This window comes from Polyangium jinanense (assembly GCF_028435265.1).
GTDB lineage: Bacteria > Myxococcota_A > Polyangia > Polyangiales > Polyangiaceae > Polyangium > Polyangium jinanense.
The window spans coordinates 98026-110611 of sequence record NZ_JAGTJK010000002.1; the positions used below are offsets into that span (position 1 = coordinate 98026).

General features: G+C 69.3%; 11 protein-coding genes. 3 read left to right on the forward strand and 8 right to left on the reverse strand.

What is annotated here, in order from left to right; translation table 11 throughout:
• Positions 1 to 12: 12 nt before the first annotated feature.
• Entirely contained in the window at positions 13 to 831 is an 819-nt protein-coding gene (locus tag KEG38_RS04700; RefSeq protein ID WP_272417809.1) for a hypothetical protein, read from the forward strand.
• 21 nt (positions 832 to 852) lie between these two features.
• On the opposite strand, the gene KEG38_RS04705 is transcribed toward KEG38_RS04700, so the two are convergent.
• The 3 genes from KEG38_RS04705 to KEG38_RS04715 form a co-directional block, all read right to left on the reverse strand.
• Positions 853 to 1764 (reverse strand): M23 family metallopeptidase, encoded by a 912-nt coding sequence (locus tag KEG38_RS04705; RefSeq protein ID WP_272417810.1) that lies wholly within the window; start codon positions 1762 to 1764, stop codon positions 853 to 855.
• A gap of 61 nt (positions 1765 to 1825) precedes the next feature.
• The gene (locus tag KEG38_RS04710) at positions 1826 to 4081 is read right to left on the reverse strand and encodes a hypothetical protein (protein ID WP_272417811.1); all 2256 of its coding nucleotides are present in this window, start codon (positions 4079 to 4081) and stop codon (positions 1826 to 1828) included.
• A 105-nt stretch (positions 4082 to 4186) separates the two neighbouring features.
• Entirely contained in the window at positions 4187 to 4585 is a 399-nt protein-coding gene (locus KEG38_RS04715; RefSeq protein WP_272417812.1) for a PilZ domain-containing protein, read from the reverse strand.
• Between the two features lie 42 nt (positions 4586 to 4627).
• Here KEG38_RS04715 and KEG38_RS04720 point away from each other — a divergent pair, with 42 nt between their 5' ends.
• Both KEG38_RS04720 and KEG38_RS04725 read left to right on the forward strand, forming a co-directional pair.
• Positions 4628 to 6331 (forward strand): class I adenylate-forming enzyme family protein, encoded by a 1704-nt coding sequence (locus tag KEG38_RS04720; protein WP_272417813.1) that lies wholly within the window; start codon positions 4628 to 4630, stop codon positions 6329 to 6331.
• A 31-nt stretch (positions 6332 to 6362) separates the two neighbouring features.
• Complete coding sequence (locus KEG38_RS04725) at positions 6363 to 7298, forward strand: ATP-grasp domain-containing protein (protein ID WP_272417814.1); 936 nt, start codon at positions 6363 to 6365, stop codon at positions 7296 to 7298.
• On the opposite strand, the gene KEG38_RS04730 is transcribed toward KEG38_RS04725, so the two are convergent.
• The 5 genes from KEG38_RS04730 to KEG38_RS04750 all read right to left on the reverse strand — a co-directional run bounded on the left by KEG38_RS04730 (position 7299) and on the right by KEG38_RS04750 (position 12582).
• Entirely contained in the window at positions 7299 to 8309 is a 1011-nt protein-coding gene (locus tag KEG38_RS04730; protein WP_272417815.1) for an AAA-type ATPase lid domain-containing protein, read from the reverse strand.
• 203 nt (positions 8310 to 8512) lie between these two features.
• Positions 8513 to 9907, reverse strand: a complete 1395-nt coding sequence (locus KEG38_RS04735) for an Ig-like domain-containing protein (RefSeq protein ID WP_272417816.1) — start codon at positions 9905 to 9907, stop codon at positions 8513 to 8515.
• Positions 9908 to 9966: 59 nt separating this feature from the next.
• Entirely contained in the window at positions 9967 to 11154 is a 1188-nt protein-coding gene (locus KEG38_RS04740) for a serine/threonine-protein kinase (RefSeq protein WP_272417817.1), read from the reverse strand.
• Between the two features lie 2 nt (positions 11155 to 11156).
• The gene (locus KEG38_RS55415; RefSeq protein ID WP_272417818.1) at positions 11157 to 12215 is read right to left on the reverse strand and encodes a LysM peptidoglycan-binding domain-containing protein; all 1059 of its coding nucleotides are present in this window, start codon (positions 12213 to 12215) and stop codon (positions 11157 to 11159) included.
• Positions 12216 to 12255: 40 nt separating this feature from the next.
• Positions 12256 to 12582, reverse strand: coding sequence for a tellurite resistance TerB family protein (locus KEG38_RS04750; protein WP_272417819.1), 327 nt, complete (start codon positions 12580 to 12582; stop codon positions 12256 to 12258).
• Positions 12583 to 12586: the final 4 nt, after the last annotated feature.

A 12586-nucleotide genomic window follows, 5' to 3' on the forward strand; every position in this document is an offset into this window, starting at 1 on the left:
GCGAGGTTTGGCATGACGTACAACAACACGATTTCGAGGCTCGCCTGGTTGCCGCTCTTCGTGGGTCTCGTCGGTTGCAGCCGAGACTGGGACGCATACGATCCGCGGCTCGGCGGCGGAGGCGCGGATACGGGGACGAGCGCTTCGAGCAGCGATTCCGGCGTGGGCGTTTCGGTGAGCAGCAGCAGCGCAAGCTCCGGCACGGGCGGCGCCGGGGGCGCCGGGGGCGCGGGCGGCGCGGGCGGCGCGGGCGGCGCTCCGCAGTGCACGATCGACTTGAAGGACGATTTCGACGATGGGATGACCGATCCGGCGAAATGGTCGATCTACGTGGAAAACGGCGGGTCGATCGCCGAGTCCGAGGGCAACCTGGTCGTGGAGATCCAGTCCGGGGCCCCCGGGTACGCGGTGCATTACTCGACCCAGCCGTACGACGTTTCGAATTGCGGCGCGTTCGTCCAGGTGCTGGAGGTCCCGAACCCGGCCGCCAAAGCTTATGCGTCGTTCCAGATCGGCACGGGGAGCGACAACGCGGTCGAGATCGCTTTCTACCAGGGGACGCTGTACTTCCACAAGATCCTCGACAACAACTACACCGATGTGGCGTTCACCGAATACGATCCCACCGAACACGCGTTCTGGCGCATTCGCGAGCAGGACGGGACGACGCTCTGGGAGACGTCGCCCGACGCGCAGCAATGGACGGTGCAGGCGAGCGAGCCGAACCCGCTGCCCTTCGGGGAGATGTACGTGGCCTTGACCGGAGGAATCGACGAACCGGCGCAGGACCCGGGCCGCGCGCGTTTCGACAATTTCAACATCCTGCCCTGACGCGGGCAGGTTTTCCGCGCGTCACTGCGATTCGACGCTGATCTTGTTGCCCTTCACGTCGACGGCCACGGCCCGGACGCGGAGCATGCCGCTCGTGACGGTGCCGACGAGCCCCGTGAACGTGAAATCGATCTCCTGCGCCGGCATCGTGTTGTTGTATTTTTGCGGCCGGACGAGGATTCCCTCGTTGTTCGGGTCGTCGATCACGACGTCGGATTCGCTCGACGTATAGGTGCGATTCCAGGTCTCGATGTCGTAGGTCCGCTCGGAGAGAGGCACGAGGCCTTCGAGGATGGCGGCCGCGTCGGCCTCGTAGGTGGCGACGGAAACGCTGCGAAGATCGAGCTCGCCCGCGCCCACACGGGCCGTGACCGTGACCTTGGGCTGGAGAGGGGTTGTCATGTCCACCTTGCCGATCTCCAGCGTGGGCGCGCCTTTGTCGGTATAGGGCAGGACGTCGAGCGGGTGGACGCAGTCCTTCTTGTTGTCGCCGGGCTTGCGAATCTCGAAGTGCAGGTGCGCAAAGCCATTCGAGGCCTTGCCGCTCTCGGCGATGAACTCGCCGGCGTCGACCCTGTCTCCGACGTCGACGTCGACCTCGGAGCAATGCACGTACGTGCTGTAATAGCTGCCGTGATCGACCTTGACGAGCATACCGCCAGCGCTCGTGTCCTCCTGAATCTCGCTGACCACGCCCGCGGCGATCGAGTAGATGTCCGTGCCCTCGGGGACGGCAATGTCGATGCCACGATGAAAGTCGTATACGTCGTCGTCCGTACGAACGCGGGGACCAAAGGTCGATGAGAGCGGAAAATCACCGTCTGTCGCGCCGCTGATTGGCCAAACGACAGGCCCGTCGGCGCCGCAGCCGCCGAGGACGAGCGCGCTTGCAGAAACGAGGACGGAAGCACCCCGCGCCAATAAGAATTTCATGAATGTATGATAACATTCGTGGCCGGTCGCGGGAGGGAAATGCGCTTCCCAGGGCGACCGTTCAGGGCAGCGCGGCGCCCTGTGGCAGCTCTACGCGAAAATTCGGCGCAAGCAGATCTCGCGCGAGCTGAACCTCGACGAGATCGAGGACCGGACTGTCCGCGACTTTGCGCAAACGCTCCGCCGCCGCCGGGTCGCCCGACGCGCGGCGTGCCATGGCCGTGTAAAACTCCGCCTCGACTCGCTGCGCCGCATTCTGTGCCGCGGCGAGCAGGCCGTCGTCCGTCATGCGCCCGAGCGCCCATTGCGCGAGCTTGACGACCCACGCGTCCCGATCGCCGTTCGTCGCAAGCGCGCGCGTGGCCGTGTCATCCGGCGTCGCGCGGAGCTCCCGTTCGAGGAGGTGGAGCCAGAGGCCGCCGTAGATGCGCTCTTCCTGATCGACGTCGGCTTCGAGGCCCTGGCGGACGGCCGCGCGCGCCGCGTCGAGGTCGCGACGCACGAGCGCGCGGGAGGTGACCTGGAGGATGGTGGCGCCGAGCGCAGGACGATCGGTGGCCGCGACGGCGAGGGCACGATCGTGCGCGCGCCTTGCAGCCTTGGCATCGCCGTACGCTTCGAGGACACGGGCGAGCAAGGTCTCGGCCCGCGCGCGCATCCCTGCATCGCCACGTTGCTTCTGCGAGGCGAGCGCGGCGGTGAGCGCGTCCGCGAGCTCGGCCTTGGCGGCGTCGGCAGCGCCGAGGTCGCGCTGGATCTCGAACGCGAGCAGGTGCGCCTCGGCGAGGTCGGCGAGGGCGACACGCGCGTCGGGCGCGGCATACGCGCGGCGCAGGTTGTCGAGTGCGGCGGCAGAGTCCTTCGCCTGGCGATCTGCGCGCGCGACGCGGATCCACGCGGCGACCGAGGGATCACCTTTCGCGGCGGCCACGAAGAGCGGGCGCGCCGCGGCGAGGTCGCCACTGCGGACCTCGACGGAGGCCATGAGCAAGCGCAGGCGCGCGGGCGTGGGTTCGAGGCCGGCCGTCGCGATCTCCGGTCGATCCGCGGCCGCGAGGATCGGCGCGGCGGCGCGGAAGGTGCGGCGAACGGCGTCGACGTCGCCCGCGTCGGCGTCGACGGCCATGGCCTCGAAGACGATGCGGTTCGCGGCCGCGACGAACCTCGCACTCGGCTGCGCCCCGAGCGCGCCCGCGAGCACGGCCGGCGCGCCCTCGGACATGCCGAGGCGCACGAGCTCCTCGGCAAGGAGCGCGGCCATGCGGAAGTTCTTCGGGTCCTTGCGGTACGCCTCGAGCACGCTGCCCCAGACGCCCGCTTCGACGAGGCACGGATCGAGCCGCTCTTCGCGTTCGTCCTCGTCCTCGCTCGTCGGCGCGCCTTCGTTGGCGAACGCCGCCGCGACCATCTCCCACGCCTCTGCATCGCCGTCCTCCGAGGCGACCATGAGGCTCCTGCGCAGCGCGGGCTCGGTGATGAGCCGGACCTCGGAGCTCTCGATGCGCGACAAGGCGCCCTGGGCGTCGCCGTGGCGGATGAAGATCGACGCGAGCATGACCGCGCCCGTCTCGATGGAGCGCGCCGCCTCCATGGCCTCGGCGCGCTCGGGCCGCTTACCCGTTTGCCGGAAGATGCGGTTGATCTCGATGCCACGATTGACCCACGCCTCGATCGCGTTCGCCGCGGCGTCGAGGGTCTCGCCGGACGGATCGACCATCGCACGCGCGGCCAGGTAACGCGCTTCGGCGCCGAGCCGCACGCCGGGGCTGCCCGCGTGGGTGTCGCCGATCCACCGTTCGAGGTTCGAGAGGTGCTCGTCGAGCTCGGCGCGGCCCGGGGCGCTCGTGCCGAGCGCGGTGGCGCGCATGCGCATGAGCGCGTGCACGCGGCCCTCGTCGCCGAGCGTGCTCAGGTGTCGGATCGCGCCGTCGAGCGCGCGCGCGCCGGACGCGTCGACCATCGCGCCTTGTCCCTCGCCGACGCGGACGAGGTAGAGCGCGCCCATCACGCTCGAGGTCCCTCGCTCGGGTGCGCCGAGCGCGAAGCGTCGCTCGGCGTGGGCGAGCTGGCGGCGCACGACGCCCGCGACGGTGCCGAGCCGCTCCGGGGTGCGCGAGCCGTCCGAAAGGACACGCGCGAGCGTCGTGGCGAAGTCCGCGTCCTGGACGTCGACGGGTTTGACCGGGCCCTCGACGACCTGCACGGGGGTCTTCGTGGGCCGGGCCGACGTCCCGCAGCCCGCGGCGCCGGCGGCGAGGAGCGAGGCGAGGATGGCTCGGGCGAACGCGCGCGCGCGGGGCGTAGATCTCGGAGGCATCTTCGCGGAGTGTACACGGCGGGCGCGAACCTGCACGAGGCGACGAGTCCCTCCGGACGCCGAAGCAAGCTTGAAACCGGCGTAGACGAACGGAGCTCTTCGCGCTTACGCCTTCGTGTTCGGCTTGTGTCCGAGGAGCTTGCCGGCGAGCTCGTCGCCAAGCTCGTTCGCCATGAGCTTCTCGACGATCGCCTCGGTCTCGCGGCGCTCTTTCTCGTCGTTGTACTGGAACTCGATGCCCATGCCGGCGGGCGAGTCGGGCGTGGCGTCGACGGGGCGCACGATCCACTTGACCCGACCGCGGAGGCGGAGCGGCTCGGCGAGGTTCTTGATGCTGAGCGCGAAGACGAACTCGGTGTTCACGTCGAGGGGCCGATCCGTGCGGATGAACGTGCCGCCCTTCGAGATGTTGCGCGTGTAGTCGGCGAAGAACGTGTTGAGGCGCTTGTACTCGACGTTCAGCTCGATGGCCGCGCGGCCTCCGGTGGTTCGCCGGTCACTCACGGGAGTAACCTATCCCCAACGTCGCGAGACTACAATCCGCGCATGCACTGGAAGGAGAGGCTCTCCTCGCTGAAGCAGGCCGCCGAGGGCATGGTGTTCGGGGCGCGGACGGTAGGCCGCGTCGCGATCCAGACCAAGATGCCGCGTCACGTCCACTGGTCCGGGCTCGAAGCCGCCGCGCGCGAGCTTTTTCGGACCAAGAAGGCCGCGCCGCCGCTCTTGTTCCACTTCATGGCCCACAACGATCCGCACACCGTGGGCCTCGTGGGGCTTTCCGCGCTGCCGAGCGGCAGGCTCGTGGAGGAGCGCGCGTACTCGTTCGCCGAGATGAACGAGCGGATCGAGCGCATCGCCGCAGGCCTCGCCGAGCGAGGCGTTCGGTCGGGCGATCGCGTCGCGTTGATGCTCAAGAACCGGCCGGAGTTCGTGCTGCTGCAGATCGCCGCCGGCAAGCTCGGCTGCGGGGCGGTGAGTTGTTCGTTCCGGTCGACGCCGAACGAGCTCGAGTACGTGGCGACGCACTCGGGCGCGCGTGCGCTGTTCTTCGACGTGGACGTCGCCGAGACCGTGCAGGAAGCAGGGCCGAAGCTCGCGCAGATCGGCGCATCGCGATGCTTCTCGGTGGGCGGCGCGGCCGCGCCGTTCCCGACGCTCGAAGCGCTGGTCGCGTCGGCGAAGGGGCCGCCGCCGGACGCGGGCGACGAGCCCGCGGTGGTGATGTACACGTCGGGCACGACGGGCAAACCAAAGGGCGCGGTGCGGCAGTTCGCCAAGGGCGCGACGACGGCGGCGCTCGCGTTCATCGGGGAGACGCCGATGGAAATGGGCGAGGTGCACCTCGCGGTGTGCCCGCTCTATCACGCGACGGCGTTCGGGTTCATCACGATGTCGTACCTCGTCGGGAGCACGGTGATCGTGCTGCGTGAATTCCGGCCCGAGTCGTTCCTCGAAGCGATCGAGCGCTACCGCGTGACCACGACCGCCGTGGTGCCGACGATGCTGCACCGGATCGTGGAGCTCGGGGAGGAGAGGATCCGGCGCTACGACACGTCGTCGCTGAAGGCGATCTTCACGGGCGGCGCGGCGATCTCGGTCCCGCTGGCGAACGAGGTGCTCCGGCTCTTTGGGGACAAACTGTTCAACTTCTACGGGGCGACGGAGACGGGCGTGGTGACGCTGGCGAAGCCCGCGGATCTGCGCGCGGCGCCGGGCACGATCGGACGCGCGATTCCGGGCGCGGAGGTGCGGCTCTACGACGAGTCCGGGCGGATCTGCGGGCCCGGCGCGGTGGGCGAGCTCTACGCACGGAGCGGGCAGCTTTTCTCGGGCTACCACGCCGACGACGCGGGGACGCGCGACGCGATGCGGGACGGGTTCTTCTCGGTCGGCGATCTCGCGCGGAGGGACGAGCGCGGCTACTTCTTTCTCGAAGGTCGCAAGCGCGACATGGTCATCTCGGGCGGCGTGAACGTGTATCCGGCCGAGGTGGAGGGCGTGCTCCACGATCATCCGGCGGTCGCGGAGGTCGCAATCGTGGGCGTCCCGGACGAAGCGTGGGGCGAGCGGGTGCGCGCGTTCGTGGTGCTGAAAGCGGACGTGAGCGCCGAAGCGAAGGAGCTCGAGGCGTTCGCGCGCGCGCGGTTGTCGGGCGCGAAGGTGCCGCGCGAATTCGTGTTTCTTCCGTCCTTACCGCGGAACCCGACAGGCAAGGTCCTGAAGCGCGAACTCCGCAGCATGGCCCTGTGACGAGCGCAGAGGTTTGGTGTAGGACGGCCCTATGGTCCTCCGCGTTGGCTTGCTCGTCGGACGTGAGCGCTCCTTTCCCGATGCCCTGATCGCCGAGGTCGCGCGGCGCGACGCCGGCGTGGTCGCGAGTTACGCAGAGCTCGACATCACCTCGATCGATCGTCCGCCGCCGTACGACGTGCTCGTCGATCGCATCTCGCACGAGGTGACCTGTTACCAGCCGGTGCTGAAGCTCGCGGTGCTGAACGGCACGCGCGTGGTGAACAACCCCTTCTGGCGGATCGCCGACGACAAACTCTTCGGGACCGCACTCGCCGCGCGGCTCGGCGTGCGCGTGCCGAGGACGGTGGTCTTGCCGTCGAAGTCGTACGGCGAGGGGGTGTCGAGCCAGACGCTCTGCAACCTGCGTTTCCCGCTCGACTGGGAAGGCGCGGCGCGCGAGCTCGGCTTTCCGATGTTCATCAAGCCGCACTGGGGCGGAGGGTTTCGCGACGTCTACCGCGTGAGCTCGATGGAGGAGCTCTGGGGCGCGTACGATCGGACCGGGACGCTCACGATGATCGCGCAGGAGGCGATCCCGTGGTCGCAGTACGTGCGGTGCATCGTGATCGGCAAGGAGCACGTGCGGCCCGCGCTCTGGGATCCGCGGCTCGGGCATTTCGACCGGTATGTGCGGGCGAGCGAGACGATGCCGCCGCTCGAACCGGCGCTGCTCGCGCGCTGCGTGGAGGACGCTCGCTCGCTCTGTCGCGCGCTCGGCTACGACATGAACACGGTCGAGCTCGCGATCCGCGACGGCGTGCCGTACGCGATCGACTTCATGAACTCGGCGCCCGACTTCGACATCACGTCGCTCGGGCCCGAGCACTTTCCGTGGGTGGTGGAGAAGATGGCCGACCTCGTGATCCGGCTGGCCCACGAGGGTTCGCCGAAGCCGGCCATGAGCTTCAAGGACGTGATGCGCTGATCACTCGGCGTCGGCGAGCACCTCGTGCGCGTCGGCCTTCGTCGTGGTCGGCTTGCGCGCGCCGAGCGGCGGTGCGAGGCGCTTGCGCTTGATCATCTCGACGAGCGTCGTGCGGTTCAGGCCGAGCAAGCGCGAGGCGCGGTTCTTGTTCCAGCCCGTGCGCTCGAGCGCCTGGAGGATCATGCGCGTCTCGAACTCCTCGACCGCGGCGCGCAGATCGAGGCCGTTCACGGGCAGCGCGCCGAGCAGGAGCGACGAGCCGAGCGGCTTCGATCCGCGGATCTCCTCCGGCAGATCCGAGACGGTCACGTACGGGCCTTCGGCGAACGCCATCGCCTGATCGATCGCGCGGTCGAGGCCACGCACGTGGTCGGCGAAGGTGTGCCCTTCGAGCAGCGCGGTCGCCTCGGGCGACAGGCCGCGCAGATCGGTGCGGCGCGAGCGCGTCGCGTGCAGCTCGAAGAAGTGCTGGATGAGCTGCGGGACGTCCTCGGCGCGCTCGTGCAGGCTCGGGAGCTTCACCGTGCTCGTGGTGAAGAGCGCGCAGAGCGCGGCGTGACAGCAGCTCGGATCGAGCGCCATCGTGGAGGTTGCGACGAGGCGCGTGTCGCCGCGGCTCGCCAGCGCGACGAGCTCGTCGGCGAGCTCGGGGGTGAGACGATCGATGTCGACGACGACGAGCGTGCCGCCGCGAGCGCTCTCCGTGGCGGTGCGGAGCGCGGCGGCGTCGATGGGCGCGGCTTCGTCGGAGAGCAGAACGAGCGGACCCTGGGCCGTCGTCTCGTGCAGGACCCGGGCGAAGAAGCGCTTGCCGGCGCCGGGCTCGCCCACGAAGAGCACGGGCGTGCGGGACGTCGAGAGGACTCCGATGTTGCGGACGACCTCCTCGATCGCCGCGCCTTGTCCGACGACGCGCGATCCCATGGAGACGAGCGCCTGGCGTACGGCGCGGGTCTGCGAAGAGGGCTGGGTTTCGTGGATGTGCTGGTCCTGCTGCGTGGCCGTCGACATGTCAGGAACTCCCCGATGCTGAAGTCAGGTCCGGAATGGACATCAGCAACGGTCATGCCAGCCAAGGAATTGGCGGAGTTTCGCAGGTTTTTGTCGGACGGGGGGTCGCGACAGACCCAGGGGTGAGTTTGTAAGCTGGCGAAATGCCGTGTGCGTCGTTCCTGTGGCGGGCGGAAAGGGGGGTCGCACAGGACCCATGGGGGTCAACCTCGACCCACCCTCCGATTTCGCCGTACGAGGGCTGCGAACCCAGCGAGGGCGGTGAGCGCGAGGCCCGCCGGGGCGGAGGTGGGCGCGTCGTTTCCGGCGGCGCGGCAGGCGCACCCGCTCTCCTGCGAGATGTCCTGCGACGGCGCCACGGGGCCGCCGAAGCCCACGCCCTTGAGGACGATCTCCTGGACCGGGTCGTTCGGGTCGTTGGACGCGATGAACAACGTCGCCTCGAAGGGGCCGTTTTTCCGGGGCATGAAGCGCACGGCCGTGTCCGCCGTGACGCCGGGCTCGATGTCGATGCTCGGATCCCACGCGGGGAAGAGCTCCGGGCTGCTCGACACGAGCGTCACCTTCGCGCGCGCCTCGCCCGCGTTCCACACGCTGAAGCTCTCGAGGCTCTTCTGGCCGACCTCGACCTCGCCAAAATCGATCTCGGCCTTCGGCAGCACGACGTCGGGCAGAGGCACGTGCACGCGTTGCTTGGGGAACGACCACGTCGTCTGCGTGATCGGGAAGGTGATCGGGATGTCGACGAGGTCGAACGCGAAGTTCTGGCCGAGGATCTCGATCCACATGCCCGGGATCAGGTGAATGATGCCGTCGTAGTCGATGTTCCCTTCGGGATGCACGTCGAGGTCGATCGCGGGGCCGTTCAAATACTCGGCCTTCGTCTCACCGTCTTCCTCGGTGATGTCGCCGCCTTTGACGCTCTTGCCCTCGGCGGTCTCCACGACGATGCGCTCGGTCGTGTACGTCGCGGCGAGCTCCATCTGCACGTCGACCTTGAGGCCGCCGTCCACGAAGACGCTGGGGATGCTGATGATGTCGCTGAGGCCGACCTCGATGATCGTCTGCGGCTGCGTCTTGCTGGCGAGCGTGGCGCCGGGGTTCCATCCCCACGCGTTGAAGACCTGTTCGCCTTCGACCTGGAAATCGATCTGCGGGATATACGGGATGTCGCCGACCCAGTCGTACGGGATGCCCGCGATCTCCACGTGGAACTGCGCCTGCGCGCCGAGCTCGACGCCGTAGTGATACGAGAGCAAACCGCCGTCGACGTTGCCCGGCGCGCGGAGGAGAAGCGCCTCGGGCCAGCTCGTTTCGAGCGCACCCTTGAGCGAGACGCGCGTGGTCGCATAAACGCCCGCCCAGATGTGGACCTGCAAGGGCGAGTTCGCCGGGACCCAACCCGTGTCGAAGCTCCATTCGATCGGGAGAGAGTCGCTGTGCGAGAAGCCGATCGGAGCGGTCTTGCACCAGTCGGGATCGACGTCGCAATCGACGGCGACGACCTCGGCGCGCGCCGCGCTCGGAAAAAGCGCGACCCCGAGTGCGACAGCGGAGGCCGCGAGGAAACCTTTCTTCCCAAGAAAGCGCGTCTTCATGATCGCGCGCATTATCGCCGCGATGCCGCGCGAAAGCCATCCGCGATGCGCGTTGCCTGCTATCGCGCGCCGGCCATCGCGCCGACGGCGATCGCCACGGCCGCGAGCACGACCGCCACGAGGATCCACGGCCACCGCACCGGCTGTCCCGGGCGCTCCGCGGCGGCCTTCGTCGTCGACGCCTTCTGCTCGAGCGCGACGGCCTTCGCGACGGCCGTGCGGAGCTCGAGCTCGGTGTCGCCCGTGGCGAGCGCGTCGGCGTCGTCCACGGCGGCCGGCGCGATGACGTGGTGTTCGTCGCGCGCGGCGGAGAGGGCCTCGGCGAAGGCGCGCGCGGTCTCGTATCGCTCGTCGGGGTTTTTCGCGAGGGCGCGATGGACGACGGCTTCGAGCGTGGGCGGGATGTCGCGATCGGGGCTCGAGGCGCGCGGGGAGGGGACGGGCTCGGTGAGGTGCGCGGTCATGGCCGCGATGGGCGTTTTGCCCGCGAACGGCGCGCGGCCCGTGAGCATCTCGAAGAGCAGGACGCCGGCCGCGTAGATGTCGCAGCGATGATCGAGCTCGTCGCCGCGGACCTGCTCGGGCGACATGTACTCGGGCGTGCCGAGGATCATGTTGCGCTCGGTGAGCGAGGTGCCCGAAGGATCGCGGTGCAAGGCCTTGCCGAGGCCGAAGTCGACGACCCAGACCATGGGCGGGGGGTTTGGGGGCGCAGCTCCGCTTGTCGGAGCGGAGCCCCCATGCGTTGGCTGACGGCCCGTGCCGAGCTCGCCCTGGATGATGACGTTGCCGGGCTTGAGATCGCGGTGCACGAAGCCACCCGCGTGCGCGGCGCCGAGCGCGGCGCAGATCTGGAGCGTGATCTCCACGGCCTCCTCGATCGTGGGCCTGTGCTTGCGCAAGGTCGCTTCGAGCGAGAGGCCCTCGACGTACTCGAGCACGAGCACGGGCAGGCCGTCGTCCTCGGTGACGTCGAGCAGGCGCACGATGTGGTTGCCTTCGAGCTGCTTCAGGATCGAGGCCTCGCGCGTGAAGCGGCGCGAGAAGTGCGGGTCGAAGCAGAGGCTCCTGTGGATGACCTTGAGCGCGACACGCGCGCCCGTCTCGCCGTCCGTGGCGACGTAGACGATGCCCGTCGCGCCCTCGCCGACGACGGACGCGACGGTGTACCGCGAGGCGACGACGGTGCCCGGCGCGAGATACTCGGCGTCGGAGGAGGCCGGGGCGCGCGTCTCGCCTTGCTGCACGCCTACCGACCTCCCACGGGCGAGCGGCGCGGCGCGCTGGGGGGCGTGGACGAGGCTGCGGACGCGGATGCTGGGGCGGACGGGATCACGGCGGCGGGCGGAGCCGCGGCGCCGAGGGTGCTCGCGTTCGTGCAGGCACGCACGATCTTCGGGGAGAGCTCGATCGGGTCGAGGACGAGCGCGGGATCGGCCTCGCGCCAGGCGAGGCAGGACGTCTCGGCGAGGCCCTGGGCGTCGAGCGCGACGTAGGCTTCGACGAGGCGCTGGTGGATCTGGGCGAGCTGCGTGCGCGAGAGCTCGCCGGAGCCGAGCATGCGGCTCGCGCGGGCGACGGCGTCGACGTAGCGGCCGCTCCGCACGTCGGCGGCGAGCTGTGGCAGCTCGGTCTCGGCGCGACGCTGGGCTTCGCGGGCGCGGCCTGCGCCTTCCGAGCGGACGAGCGCGCCGGCGCTCGCGGCGAGGGCTTTTCCTTCGGTCGTGAGCTCGAGCTCGGTGAGCGGCACGAGCACCACGTCGCCGCGCTGCAGCGACTCGCCGCCGAGGCGGTTGTACCGATCGAGCATCCACGCCTTGTCGCGCTGGCCGAGGAAACGGTAGGCGACGGTCAGCGTCGAGTCGCCCGGGCCGGCGACGTAGCGCAGGTTGTAGGGGACGCGGATCTCCTGGCCTTCGGTGGGCTGGATCCAGGGCTTGGCTTCGTTCGCGAAGGCGAGGACGTCGCTGCGCTCGGGGTGGCCGAGCAGCGTGTCGGCGAGCGAGGTCCAGGTCTCGCCGGCGGTGACGCGGTGGTGCCCGACCGACGGGATCTCCAGGCGCATGCCGGGCACGATCGACAGGCCTCTGCCCGCGTCGAGGGAGTTTGCCGCGACGAGGATCTGCTCCATCTCGACGCGGCCGTACACGCGCTCGGCGATCTGCGCGAGCGTCTCACCGGAGCGGACGACGTGCGGGAACGCGCCGGCGGGCCTTGCAGGGGTGATCGTGAGGGCGAGCGCGGTCGCCACGCACGCGAGGGTGATCCCCCACGGCCCGTGCCGGCGACCGAGACCTTGGCGAAGCACGCCCCGAGCGTACCAGACGGACGCTGGGGGTGGCGAACGGTTACGCTAGCAACTGCTCGAGAAGCTCGAAGCTCTCCGCCTCTTCCGGGTCCACGTTCCCGTCCGCCTTGATGATCCGGCGTGCGGCGTCGAGCACCATCTTCCGGTGCGCGGCCGGGATCGTGGCCGGGTCGACCTCCTCGGCGCGCGGCGGCACCTGCAGCCAGCCCTCGACTTGCTTTGCCTCGTCGGGATCGAGCTGGAACTCCTTGACCATCTTGTGGACGAGGGCGCGCTCCTTGGGCTTGACCTCGAGGTCCGCCCAGGCGAACGAGCACACGAACCGCATCACCTGAAGACGATCCTCGTGGCTCAGGTTCTTCAACATGACG

Bases quoted from the DNA above. Each gene is read 5' to 3' on its own strand.
- KEG38_RS04700 (WP_272417809.1), top strand. From the start codon at position 13: ATGACGTACAACAACACGATTTCGAGGCTCGCCTGGTTGCCGCTCTTC.
- KEG38_RS04705 (WP_272417810.1), bottom strand. From the start codon at position 1,764: ATGAAATTCTTATTGGCGCGGGGTGCTTCCGTCCTCGTTTCTGCAAGC.
- KEG38_RS04710 (WP_272417811.1), bottom strand. From the start codon at position 4,081: ATGCCTCCGAGATCTACGCCCCGCGCGCGCGCGTTCGCCCGAGCCATC.
- KEG38_RS04720 (WP_272417813.1), top strand. From the start codon at position 4,628: ATGCACTGGAAGGAGAGGCTCTCCTCGCTGAAGCAGGCCGCCGAGGGC.
- KEG38_RS04725 (WP_272417814.1), top strand. From the start codon at position 6,363: ATGGTCCTCCGCGTTGGCTTGCTCGTCGGACGTGAGCGCTCCTTTCCC.
- KEG38_RS04730 (WP_272417815.1), bottom strand. From the start codon at position 8,309: ATGTCGACGGCCACGCAGCAGGACCAGCACATCCACGAAACCCAGCCC.
- KEG38_RS04735 (WP_272417816.1), bottom strand. From the start codon at position 9,907: ATGAAGACGCGCTTTCTTGGGAAGAAAGGTTTCCTCGCGGCCTCCGCT.
- KEG38_RS04750 (WP_272417819.1), bottom strand. From the start codon at position 12,582: ATGTTGAAGAACCTGAGCCACGAGGATCGTCTTCAGGTGATGCGGTTC.